An 18408-nucleotide genomic window follows, 5' to 3' on the forward strand; every position below is an offset into this window, starting at 1 on the left:
ATGATTTGCATAAAGGGGTTTTTGAGAATGTCACCAGAACAAATTGGTTTTACGCTGTTATATCTTGGCGTCTTTTTACTTATTGGTAAATGGGTACGCGTTAAGGTTAAATGGACGCAGAACTTATTTTTACCTTCTTCGATTATCGGCGGATTCCTGGCATTAATATTTGGTCCGCAAGTATTAGGCCGGTTTTTGGGTATGTTTGTTGACGGCGATTCTTTTTTGACGAACGGACTCATACCTGAACAAGTCATTGATGTCTGGTCCAATCTGCCCGGCCTTATGATTAATGTTGTATTTGCGTCGCTGTTTCTCGGCACTACGATACCAGGCTTTAAGAAAATTTGGCGTTTGGCCGGGGCACAGCTTTCTTTTGGCTGGACGATGGGCTGGGGTCAGTATGTACTGGGTATTCTGCTGGCCGTGCTTGTACTGGGGCCTGTATTCGGGCTTCCGCCGATGACCGGGGCTTTAATTGAAATAGCCTTTGAAGGCGGTCATGGGACAGCAGCTGGCATGAGCGGTACATTCGAGGAATTTGGTTTTGATGAAGCCTATGACCTGTCTATTGGTTTAGCAACCGTTGGTCTTCTTTCCGGTGTTGTTTTTGGTATTATTCTGATTAATTGGGCTGTCAGAAGGAATAAGACAAATGTGGTTAAAAATGTCGAAGGTTTCTCGGATTTGCGTAAACGCGGTATTATGGAATTTCAGAACAGAGACCCGGCAGCTAACATGACCGTCAGAACAGAATCGATCGAACCACTTTCGCTCCATTTTGCGCTTGTTGGTCTGGCCATTTTAGTTGGCTATCTGATACTGCAATTTCTGATCTGGTTCGAAAGTGTTACCTGGGGTGCAGCGACGGGTTCAGAATTTATGACGTATATTCCGCTGTTTCCTTTAGCCATGATAGGCGGCATTATCGTTCAGATCGTTTTCAGTAAAGTTGACCAGAATAATATATTAGACAGACCTATGATTACCCGCATTCAGGGATTTGCTCTGGATATACTGGTTGTGACGGCTATTGGTACGATTTCACTTGATGTGATTGGTGAGCATATTATTCCATTCCTGCTGATAGCAGCTTTAGGGATTAGTTGGAATCTATTCGGTGTGCTCGTGCTAGCGCCGCGTATTATTCCATCCTATTGGTTTGAACGTGCTATAGGTGATTTCGGTCAGTCCATGGGGGTTACGGCAACAGGGCTGCTCCTGATGCGTGTTGTTGATCCGGAAAATGATTCGCCGGCATTTGAAAGCTTTGGCTACAAACAGCTGATTTTTGAACCGCTTCTTGGCGGAGGACTCGTGACATCGCTGTCGGTACCATTGATTTTTGAATTCGGCCCGATTCTATTTCTTATCATCTCCGCTATCATGTGCCTGCTGGGCTTATTGGTTGGACTGCTGTATTTTGGCAGAAAGAAAAGCTGAGCCTGAATAGGTTTTATATAACATTAACGTAAAAAAGTCCTTTCATTTCTTGGTAAGAGGTGAAAGGACTTTTTTATAATCATTATTCTGCACAGGACAAAATCATGAGCGAATAGCCTGATTGCAGGTATGCTGAATTCATGAAGGAGGATTTTGTGGCGCAGAAAATGATAGTTTTTGGAGATTTTGGTATAGACGACACAGTGGCCTTAATCTATAGCCATTTTGATGACATGATTGACGTTGTCGGAGTCGTTGCTAATTATGGAAATGTATCAAGAGACAAAGCAATGGCCAATGCCAGTTACATGCAGCAACGATATAATATGGATCAATCTGTTGACGTTATATTGGGTGCAAACATACCGATGACAGGTGAAAAACCTGCTTCACTTTCCGAAATTCATGGGGAATATGGACTGGGGCCGATTAAACCGCCTCACGCGGGAGAGGAGGCCGTGACTGAAAACTTTTTTGATGTTGTGGAATTAATCAGGCGTTATCAGGATGAACATTTAATTATTGTTAATATTGGGCGGCTAACCTCGCTGGCTGCGATGTTCATCTTATATCCTGAGGAAATGAAAAAAATTCAAGCGTTTTATTTTATGGGCGGGGCTTTTTGGGTGCCAGGGAATGTTACAGCTGTTTCGGAAGCGAATTTTCATGGTGATCCCATTGCTGCCAGGCTTGTTTTAAACCAAGCGGAAAATGTGACGATTGTTCCGTTGGATGCGACAAGACAGGCGATTGTTACACCGCAAATGGTTGACGATATTGATCGTGCGGGTCAGGCAGAAATCATCAAACCACTGCTGGATTATTACTATGATTTTTATAAACAGCGCGATCCATGGATACTTGGAGCACCGCAGCATGATGTGGCGACTGTCATGGCGACTGTCTATAAAACTATGTTCACGTTTCGCTACTTGCCGGTTAAAATTGTCGAAAATGATCAGGGCGTTGACAGGGGGCAAAGTATAGCTGACATTAGGCCATACGTCGATGTTATAGAAAAAGAAGCCAAAGAGGAAAAACACTACCGAATAGCTTTGGATATTGACTATTGGCAATTTTATCATCAGTTTATGGCTATTATGACTGGAGAACGTTTTAGATAAATGGCATAATAAAGGGAGACCAAGCGAGGTGATCCCAATCAATACGTTGACAGCTATTCAATCGCGCAGATCCATTCCCAATTTTAAAAATGAAGACGTCCAGCGGAATATATTACAGGCTATTTTCACATATGGATCTTACGCACCCACACATTATATGAAAGAACCGTGGCGCATCAAACTATATGAAAAAAAGGGCACCAGAAAGCTGGTGGAAGCGATTATTGCAAGCTATCAGCATCTCGGCATGCTGAAATCGGCTGATGCTGATCCAGCTGCACAAAAAATGACGGACTCGATGAGGCGGTTTTTGCTGAAAATCCCACATCATGCGGTGATTTATTTTCCGCGGGAAACGGATCCTGCGCGGTATGACGAGGCATATGCCAGTGTCTGTACATTTATTCAGAATGCTCAGCTTGCCGCCTGGGAATATGGGGTCGGTATGCTCTGGACGAATCCGCCGTATATGTATGATCAGGCATTTTATACTGATATTGGGCTCGATTATAAGACGGATAAAATCGTGGCTGTGATGCAAATAGGTTACCCTGCGAAGATACCGCTTTTTAAGGGAAGAACGCCCATAGCTGATAAAATGACGTTTATAACAGAGGAATAAAGCAGAAAACAGCAGGGAGGTTTGTTGCTGATAAGCGCAGATGGGCCTGCTTATAAAAACGAAGCTGGGACAAAACGACAATCTGCCCGCGGAAGGTTTGTTCCGGAAACGTTTATTCCAGTGGTTCGGATTCTTGTCCCAGCTTCGTTCAGCTATTATTCCGTTTTATCCTTAATAAATTCGATAACTTCTTCAGCCGTCCCCATTGATAACAGGTTGTCCTTATAAGAGGTCATTGTTTCTTTGGACAAGCCGCGGATCTGTGTCCGCGCTGGCAAGATGGATGTCGGGCTCATGCTGAATTCATCAAGACCCAGACCAAGCAGCGCTGGGATGGCCGTTGCGTCACCAGCCATTTCACCGCACATGCCAACCCATTTGCCTTCTGCGTGGGCTGCGTCAATCACATTGCTGAGCAGATTTAAAATAGCCGGATGATAAGGCTGATATAAATACGAGACACGTTCGTTCATGCGATCAGCAGCCATTGTATATTGAATCATATCATTCGTTCCGATACTGAAAAAGTCAACTTCTTTAGCAAATTGCTTAGCGATAACAGCTGTTGATGGTATTTCGACCATAATGCCGACTTCAATATCGTCAGCCACTGTTTGGCCTTCATCTTTCAGATTTTGCTCCTCCTCAAGAAGGATCGCTTTAGCATCACGGAATTCTTCCAATGTAGCAATCATAGGAAACATGATTCTTAAATGACCATAAGAACTGGCGCGCAGAAGGGCTCTGAGCTGTGTCCGGAAAATAGACTGATTCTCCAGGCAGAAACGAATGGCCCGGAAACCTAGAAATGGATTCATTTCCTCAGGCAAATCCAAATAACTCAATTCTTTATCGCCGCCGATATCCAGTGTACGGACAACAACCGGCTTATCGCCCATTTTTTCCAGCACATCTTTATAAGCTTCATACTGTTCTTCTTCTGTCGGCAATTGGTTTTTACCCATGTATAAAAATTCTGTGCGGTATAAACCAACGCCTTCACCGCCATGCTCCAGAACATTGTCAGCTTCCTCAGGTGTTCCGATGTTGGCAGCCAGGTCGACTTGTTGATTGTCAGCTGTCAGCGTGCTTTCATTTTTTAGCTTAGCCCATTCTTCTTGTTGACGTTCAAAATCCGCCTGTTTCTTTTTATAGGTGTCTATTTCCTCATCAGTCGGATTCACAATGACGTTGCCGGCCATGCCATCAACAATAACGATATCTCCTTGTTTAACGGCGCCAGTCACTTCTTTTGTGCCCACGACAGCCGGGATTTCAAGTGATCGGGACATAATCGCCGAATGAGATGTACGCCCGCCGACGTCTGTAGCAAAGCCCTGGACAAATTTTCGGTTCAGCTGGGCAGTATCTGATGGTGTTAAATCGCTGGCAATCACAATAACTTCCTCATCAATTAATGCGGGATCCGGGAATGTTACTTCCAGCAAATGAGCCATGACGCGCTTGGTGACGTCCTGAATATCAGCTGCCCGCTCACGCATATATGCGTTATCCATATTTTTAAATATCTCGACAAAGCTATTGGTTGTCTCATCCAGTGCCGTTTCGGCGTCGACTTGTTCATTTGTGATTTTATCTTTAATCGGGGTTATCATCTCGGGATCATCCAGGATGAGTAAATGAGCCGAGAAAATTTCCGCGTGTTCCTCACCCATTGTCTGCCGGGTGTGTTCACGGATTTTTTCCAGTTCGTCTTTAGCTGTAGCCAGTGCATTTTCCAGCCGTTTAATTTCCTCGCTGGGGTCATTGATTGACCGTTTTTCATAGGTCAGATCTGGCGTCACAAGTTCATATGCTTTTGCTATTGCTACGCCATTTGATGCCGCAATTCCTTCAATCATTGTATGTGACCTACCCTTCGATATAATATAGTCCAGCTAGTATTTTACACGGTCAGGCACCCGCGAATCAACCATTCGTCCTTGCAAAGCGGGGCAGTTAAATGGCATATTTAACATAAGATAAACTTGCGATGATTCAGTCAGTTGTGCTAGACTAATAATAGGTATTGACGTATTAATGTTAGGGGTGCATATTGAGGATGGAGGCTTTAGTTCATATACTGCTATTGATCGATGCTATTGTTATGATCGTTTTAATTTTATTGCAATCAGGCAAAAGTGCAGGACTTTCCGGTGCCATATCCGGAGGAGCTGAGCAGCTTTTCGGTAAACAAAAGGCGCGGGGAGCGGATTACTTTCTGCACCGGACAACGATTGTTGCCGGTGTTCTGTTTTTCCTGCTGGCCTTTTTGAGCGGCTATATCCTTCAATGATAAAAGGAAGCTGATTTTCTTCGGATAAAACACAGCTTTAACCGGAAACCCTTATCGCAGTGTGTGATGAGGGTTTAATTATTGTAAATGTGTGATACTAAGGGTGTATTATATAAGACCGAAACCGCAGAAGGAGATGACATAAGCTATGAAAATTAAACTGCCAGAACCATTTACGTTTGAAGCCGGCCCCCGCGCAGTATTGCTATTGCATGGTTTCACCGGACATTCTGCAGATGTGCGGATGCTCGGGCGCTTTTTGGAAAAGAAAGGCTATACGAGTCATGCCCCCATTTACAGGGGTCATGGGAAAGCGCCTGAAGAACTGGTGAAAGCGAATGCGGATGAATGGTGGGAAGATGTTGTAAATGCCTTTAATCATCTGAAGGAATTAGGATACAATGAAATAGCCGTTGCCGGGCTGTCACTCGGCGGTGTGCTTGGCTTAAAGCTGGCGTATTCGGAACAGGTTAAAGGAATTGTTTCAATGTGTGCACCCATGTTTTTTGATAATGAGGAAGAATTGACACAAGGCTTTCGTTTTAAGGCCAAGCAATTTAAAGAGCTGGAAGGCAAGGATACCGATATCATTGAACAGGAAGTACAGGAACTTATCGATGATTCGCGTGATATGTTTTCGGATCTGGCGGACTTGGTAAAAGAAGTGAGCAGCCAGGTCGGTTTGATCGATGTTCCAGCGTTTGTCGCACAGGCGGGACAGGATGAAATGATCAACACAGACAGTGCATCTTATATTTATAACAATCTTAAATCTGAGCAGAAAGACATCAAATGGTATGAAGCGTCCAGTCATGTCATCACGATGGGCCAGGAAAAAGAACAGTTATTTGAAGATATTTATCAATTTTTAGAGACACTTGATTGGCAAACATGATTATAAAATGTCTAAGACGTGAATAATACGTTATAGAAAGAAGGTGAGACAATGAGTGAGACAATGCAGGAGCGTTTGCGTGACTATTTTAATAACCACAATGATAAACCGCTTGCTGTGCATGAACTGGAAGAAGCTTTAAATTTACAGAGTTCGGTGGATTTTAAGGAGCTGGTTAAGGCTCTGAATAGTCTGGAAGAGGCGGGTGAGCTTGTTCGAACCCGTAAAAATCGTTTCGGGCTTCCGGAAAAAATGAATCTTATCCGCGGCCGCCTCCAAATGCACGCCAAAGGATTTGCGTTTTTAATACCGGACGATGACGCCCATTCAGATATTTATATTCATCATTCAGATCTGGCTTCTGCTATGAATAATGATTTGGTTATGGTTCGGATTGAAAAATGGAACAGAGACGCTGGCAACAGACCTGAAGGAACCGTTATCCGCATTCTGGAACGAGCGACACATCAAATTGTTGGAACATTTGAAGACAATCAGTCGTTTGGTTTTGTGATTGCTGATGACAAACGTATTCCAAATGATATTTTTATTCCAAAAGATAGGACAGGCGGTGCCGTGAGCGGCCATAAGGTTATTGTCCATATCACGAAATTTCCGGAAGGCCAAATGAGTGCTGAAGGGGAAATTATCCACATACTCGGTCATAAAAATGATCCGGGGATCGATATCATATCAATTATCCATAAGCATGGCATCCAAGTCGATTTTCCTGACGAAGTGCTTGATCAGGCGGCTCATACCCCGGAAGATATTAAACCTGCTGATTTAGAGGGGCGCCGTGACCTAAGAGATGAACAGATCGTTACGATCGACGGGGCGGATGCAAAAGACTTGGATGATGCTGTTTCGGTTAAGCAATTGCCGAACGGCCATTATAAATTAGGCGTTTATATCGCTGATGTAAGTTATTATGTTGATGAAAATTCGCCGATAGATCAGGAGGCTTTTGAACGCGGGACCAGTGTCTATCTGGTTGACCGGGTGATTCCCATGATCCCGCACCGCCTCTCAAATGGCATTTGCTCGTTGAATCCGAATGTGGACAGGCTGACACTCGGGTGCGAAATGGAGATCAACGCGAAAGGCCAAGTGGTGAACCAGGAAATCTTTCCGAGCGTGATTCGGTCAAGTGAACGTATGACCTATCACGATGTTAACAGTATTCTGGCTGAACAGGATGCGGAATTGCGTGAACGCTATAAGCCGCTTGTTCCGATGTTTGAAGCGATGGAAAAATTGGCCGGTATACTGCGCACAAAACGTATGAACCGCGGTGCTATTGACTTTGATTTTAAAGAGGCTGAAGTGCTTGTCGATGATACCGGCAAACCGGAGGATGTCGTGTTGCGCGAACGCTCGATTGCTGAGCGGCTGATTGAGGAATTCATGCTGGCGGCGAACGAAACCATTGCTGAACATTTCCATTGGATGGGTGTTCCGTTTTTGCACCGCATTCATGAGGAACCGGATGAAAGCAAACTGCAGCATTTTTTCGATTTTATAGCGGGTCTTGGCTATACGGTTAAGGGAACGGCTAATGAGATTCATCCGGCAGCTTTGCAGAAAGTGATTGAGGAAGTTAAAGGCAAACCGGAGGAAATGATTATTTCCAAATTAATGCTGCGCTCAATGCAGCAGGCAAAATATGACCCGCAAAGCATCGGTCATTTTGGACTGGCCGCCGATTTTTACACACATTTCACATCGCCAATTCGCCGTTATCCGGACTTGACAGTTCATCGGCTGATCCGAACCTATTTGATTAATAAGCAGATGGGCCAGAAAACCATCTCGCATTGGCAGGATCGGATGCCGGAAATTGCTAAGCATTCGTCAGAAAAAGAACGGACGGCGGTTGATGCTGAACGGGAAACAGACGATCTGAAAAAGACCGAATTTATGCAGGATAAAATTGGCGAGGAATATACAGGGGTTATCAGTTCTATCACGAGTTTTGGTTTATTTGTTGAGCTGGAAAATACAATTGAAGGACTGGTGCATGTCAGCTATCTGACCGATGACTATTATCACTATGATGACCGCAATCATGCGATGATCGGTGAGCGCACCGGAAATATGTACAAAATCGGCGAGGAAGTTGATGTGCGTGTCGCCAAAGTTGATACGGATGAACGTGTTATTGATTTTGAACTTGTCGAAACGAAACAGCCTGATAAGAAACCCAGGAAAAAAATCAAGGCAAAAAAAGTTAAAAAGTAAACAGGCTCGGATAGCGAATCGCATTTTTCGGATGTGTGCTGATCAGCTTATAGGTCAGCACTTTTTCTGTTTGAAAAGGATGCGGGACAAACACGCTTTTCTATGTTATACATAGCTTATGCGTGTTTTGCGTATTTGGGCGATACGGATAATGTTACGCCAGTCTATTAACGAAAGAGGGTTACAACGATGCATTCACGAAAATTGGAAGCTATACCTCTCATCCTAATAGGTATTAGTTGCTTGTTACTATTTGGCGTTGTGGCATGGGGCGTTTATTTTGATACGAGCTGGTTAACATCTTTTGATATGTCCTGGATTGAGCGGATTCAGGGAATTGTCTCTGAAGGTAAAACGGCTTTTATCACGCAGATAACCCAGCTTGGCAATATCAGACTGATTATCGCGCTGACTGTTGTTATGGTTATCGTCCTGTTTTATAAACGCCATTATGCAGAAGGATTATGGTTAGGCGGCACAATACTTGTGTGTGCAGCCATTATCGGAAAGATTCTGAAAGTCATATTTGATCGGGACCGGCCGCAATTTTTACAGCTGGTTGACAAGACTGCCGAGAGTTTTCCCAGTGGGCACAGTTTGGCTGCTACGATTTTTTACGGACTAATCGGTCTGGTGATTGTTCTTACTGTAAGACAAACCTGGAAGAAACTTGCTGCCGGATTACTAACATTGGCATGGATTGTCTTTTTGTTAATCACGCGTATCTATTTGGGTGCTCATTTTCCCTCTGACGTTTTAGCTGGTTTTCTATATGGAATGGCTGTTGTGTTTATATCCGTTGGCGTTTATTTGCCAGCTCTGCAGCCGTTGCGCAATCTTCTGCAAAAGGTGAATGTGCATGATAAAAGTAAGCTATTTGTCAGAGAAAGAAAACGTCAGTCGTGATCTGCCTGCTTAAAGACATCAAGAGAATGAAAGAGGAGGACTTTGCCCAGGGACATTATCCCATCCGTTGCATAGACTGATATAAATACGTATGTAAAGGATGATGGAAAATGCTTCAGTCGGCACTGCCGGTTGCTATACAAACCATGGTTATGCAAGAGCAGGGGACAACAATTTATTATCCGCAGGTTTTTGGTTTGCCCAACAGTCAGGCGCAGCAGTCTATTAATCAAGCAATCTTTGATATGGCACATGTTTTAAGACAGCAGCAATACAATCAGCAAAATACGGATGCTTTTACAGAAATGATCGGAACCTTTGAAATTAAAACGAATCAACGGCATGTTCTAAGTCTGACACTGACTAATTATGCCATCGCTTATCAGCATGCTAATGGACTTAGTCTGATGGCATCATTGACGTTTGATACACATACTGGTAAAAGCTTCAGCCTTCAGGACCTGTTTAAGCCGGGCAGCCATTACACCACGGTTCTTTCTCAAAATGTGCAAAGGCAAATTGACAAACGAGATATACCGCTGTTGCATGGTTTTCCAGGAATAGCTCCTAATCAGATGTTCTATATAGCGGATAAAGCGCTTGTTTTGTATTTTCAGCCTTATGAGATCACCCCGGGCTATATTGGGGCACCCATGTTTCCGGTATCTGTTTATGATGTGCAGAATCTTGTTGAGGAGAATGGACCGTTCGGACGCATGGCAGGCACTGGTTAGAGAGAACAGCAATTCTGTGTGTTGCCTTTTACTGCCAAAAACGGAGAAAACTGCGAATAAGCAGTGACTTCTCCGTTTTTTATGGTTATGATTCTTCATAGTTCATTTAAAAGGGCATATGTGTTTCAGCTGGTTTTGTTTCAACGATAATCTCGCCATTGCGGATGGAGTAAAGCACTGGTGCCTGTGTCCGGATTGCTTCATATTCGGAGTCTGTATCAATAACGATTAAATTGGCCTGATGACCTTCTTCTACACCATAATCCTTCTCGATGCCGAGTGTTTTCGCGCCGTTAACCGTTACTAAATTAAGTGCTGTGACGATATTATCATAATCGGTCATATGACAGGCATGCAGTCCAGTGTCGACCACACTCATCATATCGCCGTCGCCCAGCGGGTACCAGGGGTCTTTAATGGAGTCAAGTCCGAAAGAAACATTAATGTTTTCTTCAAGCATGTCTCTGACACGTGTGACGCCGCGCTCGACAGGAAAGCTGTCAAACCGTCCCTGTAAATGCAGATTGGCTTTCGGCAATGCAATAAAACTCATACCAGTTTTTTTCAGTGTCTGGAAAAGTTTATAGGTGTATGCGTTGCTGTAAGTAGCCATGGCTGCTGTATGACTTGCTGTGACGCGGGATCCCATATTTCGTTTCAGGGCTTCACCAGCCAGCACTTCCACATACCTGGACTGGTCATCGTCAATTTCATCACAGTGAATGTCAACAAGTTTATCGTATTCCTGCGCCAGGTCGAGAATTTTATGAATGGAATGGACACCATCTTCGCGTGTCAGCTCATAATGCGGGATGCCACCGACGACATCTGCCCCCATTTCGAGTGCCTGGATAAGCAGTGATTCACCGTCAGGTTTTGTGTAGAGACCTTCTTGTGGAAGAGCGACAACTTGGATAGCCATATAGGGTTTGACTTCTTCTCTTAGTTCAAGCAGGGCTTTTAATCCTGTTAAATTGGGATCACTCACATCAGCATGTGTACGGACATACTGGACGCCGTGTTTCATTTGCATTCTGACTGCTTGTCTGGCTCGTTTTTTAATGTCATCCTTTGTTTCCTGCACCAGCTGCTTTCTTTCAGACCAAATTTCAATCCCTTCAAAAACGGAGCCGGTTTTGTTCCATCTTGGTGTTCCAGCTGTCAGGACATAGTCAAGATGGATATGTGGTTCGACATAAGGAGGGAGCACCATTTTTCCCTCAAGATCAAGCGTATGGCTGTCACTTGCCTGGGTATTGTCATCAGATTCTGTAATTGCTTGTATGCGGTCTTCCTGGACAGCGATATCCCATTTGCCTTTTCGTCCATAGATTTTAGCATTCGTTAACAACATTTTCCTCAATCCTCCTCTGTTTGCAAGCTTGTTAGCTCATGTAACTGGCTGATAACACCTTTATTGGCTGAATGTTACACGTTTTATCTTAGCATATTTACTTACGGGTAAAAATACAAGCTCGTTTAAACAATGCCTGATGGGGGAATGCTTTCAAAATCACAGAAGGCTCTTGTATGCAGCCATTTTGTTTTCGCTGCTGTATTTCTGATCTAGTTTTTCTTTTTAGCCATTATGGTCTACCAAAAGACATTGTTCAGCATGAACTAACGGTAGCTGCGAGTTTATGTTAAAAGTGTTTACTTCCACAGGGAAATATATTATAATGACTAAAAGTTGCACGAAGGAAACTTTATATCAGATGTGAAATTTTTTTAAATAAACACATTTTTTAGGAGGGTGAACGAATGAATGAGGGGATAACGATTCAGAATTTACATGTGTCCTATTCCGGCAAGGAAGTTCTTAAGAATGTCAGTTTCTCATTTAAAACGGGCAATCTAATTGGCATCCTTGGACCGAACGGGGCTGGCAAGTCAACACTGATGAAGGCCATTCTTGGATTGATACCGCATGATCGAGGGAGTGTTTCAATCGGTGACCGGCCTCTGAAGGAGATGCGCAAGCAGATTGCCTATGTTCCGCAGCGCTCCAATATCGACTGGGATTTCCCAATTATTGTGAAAGATACTGTATTACTGGGCACATACCCAAAACTTGGCTTATTTCACAGACCGAAGAAGTCCGATAAAGATTGGGCTATAACGTGTCTGGAAAAGGTCGGCATGGAAGAATTTGCTAACTCGCAAATTGGCGAATTGTCAGGCGGACAGCAGCAACGGGTGTTTCTTGCACGTGCGTTAGCGCAGAATGCCGATTATTTCTTTCTTGATGAACCTTTTGTGGGGATTGATGCTGGAAGCGAAGAAGTCATTATCAACATGCTGAGAGACTTGCAGCAGCAGGGTAAGACTATCTTTGTTGTGCACCATGACTTGTCCAAAGTGAAGGAGTATTTTGACGAACTGATTCTTATCAATAAAGAACTGTACGGTGCCGGTCCTGTTCAGACGGTGTTCCAGGCGAAAAATATGGAAAAGGCTTATGGAATGCCATTTACTATGGCTGGAAGTATGGGAGGTGGCATGTAATGGATTTTATCCAGGATCTATTAGACTACGAGTTTTTGCGCCGGGCCTTTATCACATCTGTCATCGTTGGCATTATATGTGGCATTGTTGGAAGTTTTATCGTCCTGCGCGGTATGGCTTTGATGGGTGATGCGATTTCCCACGCGGTTCTTCCTGGTGTTGCTATCTCGTATATGATGGGCATTAACTATTTTTATGGTGCTGTTGTTGTCGGCATTTTAGCGGCGCTGGGTATTGGTGTTATTGATCAGAACAGTCGTGTTAAAAGTGATGCCTCCATCGGTATTGTCTTCTCAACGGCTCTTGCACTGGGGATCGTCCTGATCACAGTTGCCAAAAGTGCTACTAATCTTGAACAGATCTTGTTTGGTAACGTACTCGCCGTAAGACCGTCCGATATGTGGCTGACAATTGTCATCGGTATTATCGTACTGGTGTCAGTGTTTCTTTTCTATAAAGAACTGCTTATATCCAGTTTTGATGAGACGATGGCTGCAGCATATGGATTGAAAACACGTCTGATTCATTACGGTATTATGGTGCTTTTGACGCTTGTAACCGTTGCCTCACTCAGGACTGTCGGTGTCATTCTTGTTGTGGCGATGCTTATTACACCGGCGTCAACAGCCTATCTGTTAACCAACAAATTATCAAAGATGATTGGTCTGGCAGCATTTTTTGGTGCACTTTCATCGGTCATCGGGCTATATATCAGCAATATGACTGATCTGCCTTCGGGACCTATTATCGCTATGGCTACAGCTGGCCTATTTCTTCTGGCATTTTTGTTTGCCCCTAAACAGGGTATTGTCTGGCGTAAGCTGCGCGCCAATAGACGACGTGCAAGTCTTGGCAACTAATTAAACGTATTTTGACAGTGATTAATGAGGAGTGATTTTTATAATGAAGAAATTTATATTGGCAGCCGTCGTCCTCCTGAGTATGTTGCTGCTGGCTGCCTGTGGAGGAGAAAAAGCATCAGAAAGCGGGGCAGAAAAGGGTGATGATGATAAGCTGCAGGTGATTGCCTCATTCACCATTCTTAAGGATATGGTTGAACAAATTGGAGGCGATCATGTTGACGTTCACAATCTCGTGCCAACGGGAACAGACCCGCACGAATATGAGCCGCTTCCTGAGGATATTAAAAACGCAACAGATGCTGATCTTTTGCTGTATAATGGTATGAATCTTGAGGGTGGAGAAGACGGCTGGTTTTTTAAAATGATCGACGCCGTTGGACAGGACGAATCGAATGTGTTTGCTGCCTCAGAAGGTGTTGAGCCAATGTATATCGGAGGCGGTGAACATGATAAAGAACAAAATCCGCACGATTTTATTGATCCGGATAATGGCATTAAGATGGCAGAAAATGTACGTGATGCGCTGATTGCAGTTGACCCTGACCGAGAGGATGTGTATCAGAAACAAGGCGATGATTATATCGACCGGCTTCAAAAAATTGAACAGGATTACGGTGAAAAACTAGGCGACATTCCTGCTGAAGATCGTATCCTCGTGACAAGTGAGCGGGCCTATCAGTATTTAGCAGATCATTACAACATGAAGGAAGGTTTTGTTTACGAAATTGATACAGAGGAAAACGGTACACCGGAGCAGATCAAAGACCTCGTATCCTTTATTGAAAAGAACGATCCACCTGCCTTATTTGTGGAGTCAAATGTGGATGAAAGACCAATGGAAACGGTATCTGATGAGTCCGGCGCACCTATCTATGATAAACCTATCTACTCTGATGAAATCGGTGAACAGGGTGAAGAAGTTGATACCTACGTTAAGTATCTGAATTATAATCTTGATATCCTTCATGATGGGCTGTCCCGCTAAAATAAAAGCCTCCTTTGCCTGCTGGCAGACAAAGGAGGCTTTTATTTTTTAGAGAGATGGCTGGCAGTCAGAGATTTGAATTGGCTTAGTAAGCGATATCTGTTAAAATAAATCGCATGGTTATTGGAATAAGTGAGTGTATTCCAGCCCGATGGCTGTCCATCTGGGATATGCATTTTCAAATGAATCCGGAGCTCTGCTGCCGGTTTTTTATTTTGGCATATGTCGTCTGCCCAGCAAAGCCTTGGACAAGTGTGAACCGTATAGCCATTGGAAGTGTACACATTGGAAGCATATAGCCATTATATAATGGCCTAAAGGAGTATACGATCAAGCATGAAAAAAACGTTAGTGTTAGCATCAGTTATATTCAGTATATTATTGCTGACTGCCTGCGGGGACCGAGAAGACAGTGATTCAGAAAAGAGTGCTGATAATAAGCTGCAGGTGGTCACGTCATTCACCGTTCTAAAGGATATGGCAGAGCAAATTGGCGGTGATTATGTCGAGGTTCATAATCTTGTGCCAACCGGAACGGAGCCACACGACTATGAACCAGTTCCTGAAGACAATAAACAGGCAGCAGATGCTGATGTGCTTCTGTATAATGGATTGAATCTGGAAGGCGGCGAAGATGGCTGGTTTTTCAAAATGATCGACGCCGTTGGGCAGGATGAATCTCATGTTTTCTCCGCTTCAAAAGGTATTGAACCGCTATATATTGGCGGCGGTGATCATAAAACAGAACAAAACCCGCACGATTTTATTGATCCGGACAATGGTCTAAAAATGGCTGCCAATATCCGCGATGCTTTGATTGAAGCTGATCCCGACCGGGAAGATGCGTACAAACAACAGGGTGATGAGTTTATGGATCGTTTGAAAGAGGTCGAACAGGATTATGATCAAAAATTAGGGAACATCCCAGAGGAAGATCGTATTCTTGTTACAAGTGAGCGATCTTATCAATATTTAGCGGATCATTACGGTTTCAAAGAAGGCTATCTGTATGAAATCGACACACAGGAAAATGGCACACCGGAGCAAATAAAAGACCTTGTAGCCTTCATTGAAAAAAATGCGCCGCCTGCCTTGTTTGTCGAATCAAATCACGATAAAAGACCAATGAAAACAGTGTCCAATGAATCCGGTGTGCCGATCTATGATAAACCCATTTACTCGGGTGAAATCGGTGCACAGGGTGAAGAGGCCGATACTTACATTAAGTATTTAAATTATAATCTCGACGTTATTTATACTGGTCTGACCGATAACTGATGTTGTTCCGGTCTAAATCCAGAAGAGATCGCTTATAGCAACGTGATGAGCAGCATAGTCAGTTGGCATTGAGATGCATTTCTGTTAGAATAAGCTGGACTGAAGCAGTAGGAGGACGTATGTATGCCAAAAGGAAATGGGAAGACGCTTGCGCAAAATAAAAAAGCGCGGCATGAGTTTTCGGTAGAAGAAACATATGAAGCCGGTCTTGTACTGCAGGGCACCGAGATTAAATCAATCCGTGCCGGCCGGATTAATCTGAAGGACTCGCATGCCCGGATTGACCGTCACGGTGAAGTGCAATTAATTAATATGCATATTGCACCGTATGAACAGGGGAATCAGTTTAATCATGATCCGACACGTTCGCGAAAACTGCTGCTGCACCGCAGTGAAATTGTTAAGCTGTCCGGTTTAATCCAGCAAAAAGGCTATGCGCTTGTACCGTTAAAGGTTTATATCAAAAATGGTGTGGCTAAGGCTCTGATAGGTCTTGGTAAAGGGAAAAAGAAACATGACAAACGAGAAGACATGAAGCGCAGGCAGATGAAGCGTGATGCTGAACGTGCTGTGAAAGAGAACATGCGCTGAGTATTGCGGCTGGTTTCTTGACTTTTAACAGATGTTTGTTATAATAAATTTTGTCGTGATAAAAACAATTGAATAGAGTTCATTCTTACTGATCGTATTTGTCATCCTTTTTACATGGGGACGTTACGGATTCGACAGGGATAGATTGAGCTCGGACTGCGCGTCGAGGTTACGGCTCGTAAAACGTTACTCGTTAAATTTAAACGACGAAGATAATCAAGAACCAGCTCTAGCAGCTGCCTAAGCACTGACTGGAGCGATCCTTCCTGCTGTCGCCCGCGTGGCAGATTGAAGGGTCTCAAATGAAGCGGGCTATTCCGCTGTCCCCCGTCTGAGGACAGCGGCAGAACCCAATCAGACTAGCTGCTGGGAAGCCCGTTGACAGGCTGAACAGTCAGCGAATGATAATATGTCAGCTATGCGTGTAGATGTCCGAGTGGCGATATCTCTGGACGCGGGTTCGATTCCCGCCGTCTCCACTACATATGTGGAGAACACCCCGCTTTTGCGGGGCTTTTATTTTTCTGGTAACATTATTGGTAACATGTTATTTCAAAGTATTGATCCGGAATAACTTCGCGGACATATGAACGATAAAAAAGCACCTCCTATTCCAATTTAGGAGGTGCTTTTTTAGGTGAGGGTGCGTTTAAAGTCGATCACAGCAATACTGACACGTTTTGTTGATAACGAAGACGTCTTCTTATCTTACAACAAAAGTGGGGTGGGATGTTACGACAGGAGATACATTTGTAGAGGTTGAATACGACTATTTTAATGGTGAGCATTTGATTCCTATCCATGGCGAGCAAGGTGAAAGGATTTACTTTGATGTAGAACATCATTCTGGCAACAGTGGCAGCCATGGCCTATCGCTTCATGATGATAATGGCAATTTAATAGGGATGAATAAAGAAAGTAATGATGTATTAAGCACGGCTTTTGAAGAGACGACGACAAACTATATTGTGGTTCGAGCTATAAATGGCAAGCATGGAAGATTCCGAGTGAATTGGTGGAAAGGGGGGGGGAGGCGAATTCTGATTGAAATCCAGTTTATTTACATCCCTGTTCCTTTTTAGGTTAGTCCCTTTCGCTGCACGGTGTGATGTCAGCGTTATACCCCTTTGCCTTTAGCAGGAAGTGTTTTTATGTGGCAGACAAATACGCTTCCTGCTTTCCAGTTTGCCAGCAGTATAAGGGAGCATTAAAGGACATAGCCGTAAACACAAATAAAGTGGAATAGGCTGCCAAGCAAGATGAATATATGGAATATTTCATGAAAACCCATATATTTAAAAGATAAAAAAGAGGGCTTTAGCCAATAAATAAAGGCCCCAATTGTATAAAAGATACCTCCAATGATGAGCATTAGCATGCCGCCGTCGCCGAGAATTGGCCAAAGCGTGGAACTGAAGAAAACAATCAGCCAGCCCATTGCAACATACAGTGCGGTTGATAGTAACCGCGGTGCGTGGAACCAGACCAGTTTAAAGATAATCCCTGCTGCAGCCAAGCCTGTGATGATGGCAAACAGCACCCATCCTATGGTGCCGTTCAGGCTGATCAGACAGAGGGGCGTATAGGTGCCCGCAATCAGCACGAAAATCATCGAGTGGTCAATTCGCTGCAGAAAATGAATAATGTGATCTTTTGCAACGACCATGTGAAATGTCGCTGAGGCACTGTATAACAGAATCAGACTAATACCGAATATGGTCACGGCCATTACCGCGAGGGTGGAGTTCGATGCTGTGGTGGACGCTTTAACAATCAAAGCAATGAGTCCCGCGACTGATAAAATAGCACCAGCTAAGTGAGTCAAGGCGTTCACGGGCTCACGGATAGAAAAGGGCATTTATGTAATATCCTCACAATCATACATAGTTTTCAAAACGATATAAACATAATATATGCTTATCGCT

17 protein-coding genes and 1 other RNA gene are annotated in these 18408 nt (G+C 43.9%); 15 read left to right on the forward strand and 3 right to left on the reverse strand.

Annotation, left to right across the window (positions count from 1 at the left end):
• Positions 1-27: 27 nt before the first annotated feature.
• The 3 genes from ACZ444_RS05690 to ACZ444_RS05700 all read left to right on the forward strand — a co-directional run bounded on the left by ACZ444_RS05690 (position 28) and on the right by ACZ444_RS05700 (position 3189).
• Positions 28-1443 carry a sodium/glutamate symporter gene (locus tag ACZ444_RS05690; RefSeq protein ID WP_382357629.1) on the forward strand — a complete coding sequence of 472 codons (1416 nt, stop codon included), beginning with the start codon at positions 28-30 and terminating at the stop codon, positions 1441-1443.
• A 155-nt stretch (positions 1444-1598) separates the two neighbouring features.
• Positions 1599-2567, forward strand: coding sequence for a nucleoside hydrolase (locus ACZ444_RS05695; protein ID WP_382357628.1), 969 nt, complete (start codon positions 1599-1601; stop codon positions 2565-2567).
• 28 nt (positions 2568-2595) lie between these two features.
• Positions 2596-3189, forward strand: coding sequence for a nitroreductase family protein (locus ACZ444_RS05700; RefSeq protein WP_382357627.1), 594 nt, complete (start codon positions 2596-2598; stop codon positions 3187-3189).
• Between the two features lie 155 nt (positions 3190-3344).
• On the opposite strand, the gene ptsP is transcribed toward ACZ444_RS05700, so the two are convergent.
• Entirely contained in the window at positions 3345-5051 is a 1707-nt protein-coding gene (gene ptsP, locus ACZ444_RS05705; RefSeq protein ID WP_382357626.1) for a phosphoenolpyruvate--protein phosphotransferase, read from the reverse strand.
• Positions 5052-5251: 200 nt separating this feature from the next.
• Between ptsP and secG the strand changes: the two genes are divergently transcribed.
• The 5 genes from secG (at position 5252) to ACZ444_RS05730 (ending at position 10261) form a co-directional block, all read left to right on the forward strand.
• Positions 5252-5485 carry a preprotein translocase subunit SecG gene (gene secG / locus ACZ444_RS05710; protein WP_382357625.1) on the forward strand — a complete coding sequence of 78 codons (234 nt, stop codon included), beginning with the start codon at positions 5252-5254 and terminating at the stop codon, positions 5483-5485.
• Between the two features lie 148 nt (positions 5486-5633).
• Positions 5634-6380, forward strand: coding sequence for an alpha/beta hydrolase (locus ACZ444_RS05715; RefSeq protein ID WP_382357624.1), 747 nt, complete (start codon positions 5634-5636; stop codon positions 6378-6380).
• Positions 6381-6431: 51 nt separating this feature from the next.
• Positions 6432-8621 (forward strand): ribonuclease R, encoded by a 2190-nt coding sequence (gene rnr, locus ACZ444_RS05720; protein WP_382357623.1) that lies wholly within the window; start codon positions 6432-6434, stop codon positions 8619-8621.
• Between the two features lie 189 nt (positions 8622-8810).
• Complete coding sequence (locus ACZ444_RS05725) at positions 8811-9527, forward strand: phosphatase PAP2 family protein (RefSeq protein ID WP_382357622.1); 717 nt, start codon at positions 8811-8813, stop codon at positions 9525-9527.
• Positions 9528-9637: 110 nt separating this feature from the next.
• On the forward strand, positions 9638-10261 hold the full coding sequence (locus tag ACZ444_RS05730; RefSeq protein WP_382357621.1) for a DUF3298 and DUF4163 domain-containing protein: 624 nt from the start codon (positions 9638-9640) through the stop codon (positions 10259-10261).
• Between the two features lie 106 nt (positions 10262-10367).
• Here the strand turns inward: ACZ444_RS05730 and codA are convergent, their stop codons facing one another.
• Positions 10368-11615 (reverse strand): cytosine deaminase, encoded by a 1248-nt coding sequence (codA, locus tag ACZ444_RS05735; protein ID WP_382357620.1) that lies wholly within the window; start codon positions 11613-11615, stop codon positions 10368-10370.
• A 407-nt stretch (positions 11616-12022) separates the two neighbouring features.
• On the opposite strand from codA, the gene ACZ444_RS05740 reads away from it, so the two are divergent.
• The 7 genes from ACZ444_RS05740 (at position 12023) to ACZ444_RS05770 (ending at position 17565) form a co-directional block, all read left to right on the forward strand.
• Positions 12023-12766, forward strand: coding sequence for a metal ABC transporter ATP-binding protein (locus ACZ444_RS05740; RefSeq protein ID WP_382357619.1), 744 nt, complete (start codon positions 12023-12025; stop codon positions 12764-12766).
• The gene (locus tag ACZ444_RS05745) at positions 12766-13626 is read left to right on the forward strand and encodes a metal ABC transporter permease (RefSeq protein ID WP_382357618.1); all 861 of its coding nucleotides are present in this window, start codon (positions 12766-12768) and stop codon (positions 13624-13626) included. The genes ACZ444_RS05740 and ACZ444_RS05745 overlap by 1 nt, the downstream gene beginning before the upstream one ends.
• 43 nt (positions 13627-13669) lie before the next feature.
• The gene (locus ACZ444_RS05750; RefSeq protein WP_382357617.1) at positions 13670-14614 is read left to right on the forward strand and encodes a metal ABC transporter solute-binding protein, Zn/Mn family; all 945 of its coding nucleotides are present in this window, start codon (positions 13670-13672) and stop codon (positions 14612-14614) included.
• A 336-nt stretch (positions 14615-14950) separates the two neighbouring features.
• The gene (locus ACZ444_RS05755) at positions 14951-15892 is read left to right on the forward strand and encodes a metal ABC transporter solute-binding protein, Zn/Mn family (protein WP_382357616.1); all 942 of its coding nucleotides are present in this window, start codon (positions 14951-14953) and stop codon (positions 15890-15892) included.
• A gap of 123 nt (positions 15893-16015) precedes the next feature.
• Positions 16016-16483: an SsrA-binding protein SmpB gene (smpB, locus tag ACZ444_RS05760; RefSeq protein WP_382357615.1), complete on the forward strand. Its 468-nt coding sequence runs from the start codon at positions 16016-16018 to the stop codon at positions 16481-16483.
• A 116-nt stretch (positions 16484-16599) separates the two neighbouring features.
• Positions 16600-16965, forward strand: a transfer-messenger RNA (tmRNA) gene (ssrA, locus tag ACZ444_RS05765).
• 201 nt (positions 16966-17166) lie between these two features.
• The gene (locus tag ACZ444_RS05770) at positions 17167-17565 is read left to right on the forward strand and encodes a hypothetical protein (protein ID WP_382357613.1); all 399 of its coding nucleotides are present in this window, start codon (positions 17167-17169) and stop codon (positions 17563-17565) included.
• Between the two features lie 125 nt (positions 17566-17690).
• On the opposite strand, the gene trhA is transcribed toward ACZ444_RS05770, so the two are convergent.
• On the reverse strand, positions 17691-18341 hold the full coding sequence (gene trhA / locus ACZ444_RS05775; RefSeq protein WP_382357612.1) for a PAQR family membrane homeostasis protein TrhA: 651 nt from the start codon (positions 18339-18341) through the stop codon (positions 17691-17693).
• Positions 18342-18408: the final 67 nt, after the last annotated feature.

It is taken from the genome of Lentibacillus kimchii (assembly GCF_055381965.1).

Coding starts and splice junctions, on each gene's coding strand:
- ACZ444_RS05690 (WP_382357629.1), top strand. CDS start 28: ATGTCACCAGAACAAATTGGTTTTACGCTGTTATATCTTGGCGTCTTT.
- ptsP (WP_382357626.1), bottom strand. CDS start 5,051: ATGATTGAAGGAATTGCGGCATCAAATGGCGTAGCAATAGCAAAAGCA.
- secG (WP_382357625.1), top strand. CDS start 5,252: ATGGAGGCTTTAGTTCATATACTGCTATTGATCGATGCTATTGTTATG.
- ACZ444_RS05715 (WP_382357624.1), top strand. CDS start 5,634: ATGAAAATTAAACTGCCAGAACCATTTACGTTTGAAGCCGGCCCCCGC.
- rnr (WP_382357623.1), top strand. CDS start 6,432: ATGAGTGAGACAATGCAGGAGCGTTTGCGTGACTATTTTAATAACCAC.
- ACZ444_RS05725 (WP_382357622.1), top strand. CDS start 8,811: ATGCATTCACGAAAATTGGAAGCTATACCTCTCATCCTAATAGGTATT.
- ACZ444_RS05730 (WP_382357621.1), top strand. CDS start 9,638: ATGCTTCAGTCGGCACTGCCGGTTGCTATACAAACCATGGTTATGCAA.
- codA (WP_382357620.1), bottom strand. CDS start 11,615: ATGTTGTTAACGAATGCTAAAATCTATGGACGAAAAGGCAAATGGGAT.
- ACZ444_RS05740 (WP_382357619.1), top strand. CDS start 12,023: ATGAATGAGGGGATAACGATTCAGAATTTACATGTGTCCTATTCCGGC.
- ACZ444_RS05745 (WP_382357618.1), top strand. CDS start 12,766: ATGGATTTTATCCAGGATCTATTAGACTACGAGTTTTTGCGCCGGGCC.
- ACZ444_RS05750 (WP_382357617.1), top strand. CDS start 13,670: ATGAAGAAATTTATATTGGCAGCCGTCGTCCTCCTGAGTATGTTGCTG.
- ACZ444_RS05755 (WP_382357616.1), top strand. CDS start 14,951: ATGAAAAAAACGTTAGTGTTAGCATCAGTTATATTCAGTATATTATTG.
- smpB (WP_382357615.1), top strand. CDS start 16,016: ATGCCAAAAGGAAATGGGAAGACGCTTGCGCAAAATAAAAAAGCGCGG.
- trhA (WP_382357612.1), bottom strand. CDS start 18,341: ATGCCCTTTTCTATCCGTGAGCCCGTGAACGCCTTGACTCACTTAGCT.